Raw genomic sequence first — 706 nt, forward strand, 5'->3', positions numbered from 1 at the left:
CTAGGGAAACACTGATCAATAAGCTCGTCGCCGGCGTTGCCGACGAGTCAGCTTGCAATTATCAGAATGTCGAAGGAATTCGGTCGCAAGCGAGGCGGGGTTTGCCCGGATTCGGGGCCCCCTCCTCGCATTTTTCATGCACATGACGGACTACTCCCGTGAACTGACCGCAACCGGTTTCGGGCGATTACCAGGTTCGCCAAGGCGAACAGGCTGAACAGTTGCGCCGTGTTCTTGGCCAGCCCCTTGTAGCGCACCTTGCGATGACGGAACAGATTCTTGACGATATGAAACGGATGCTCGACCCGAGCACGAATTTGCGCCTTGGTCCGCTCGACCGCGATCACCAGATCCTTCAGCGGACCATCCTGCATCGCCTTGATCTTTCCGCGCTTGGCCGCCACGCGCCACTTCACCGACTTGCCCTTCATTTCGTCGCGTTTGTCTACGCCGATGTAGCCCGCGTCGCCGAACGCTTCCTCTTCGTGCCCGTGCAGCAGCGCGTGGGCTTGCGAGACATCCGACACGTTGGCGGACGTGCCGACCACGCTATGCACCAGACCCGAATCGGCGTCGACTCCGATGTGGGCCTTCATCCCAAAGTGCCATTCGTTTCCCTTCTTCGTCTGATGCATCTCCGGGTCGCGGCTCTTCCCGGCGTTCTTGGTCGACGGTGGCGCTTCGATGATCGTCGCGTCGACCAGCG

General features: G+C 60.1%; 1 protein-coding gene. It reads right to left on the bottom strand.

Annotated elements, in window-relative coordinates:
• Window positions 1–134 precede the first annotated feature (134 nt).
• Window positions 135–706 (bottom strand): IS5 family transposase (locus F6X37_RS35950; protein ID WP_187614688.1); only part of this gene is annotated, 572 nt, incomplete at its 5' end.

Origin of the sequence: Paraburkholderia sp. 31.1 (assembly GCF_014397645.1) — a bacterium.
Lineage (GTDB): Bacteria > Pseudomonadota > Gammaproteobacteria > Burkholderiales > Burkholderiaceae > Paraburkholderia > Paraburkholderia tuberum.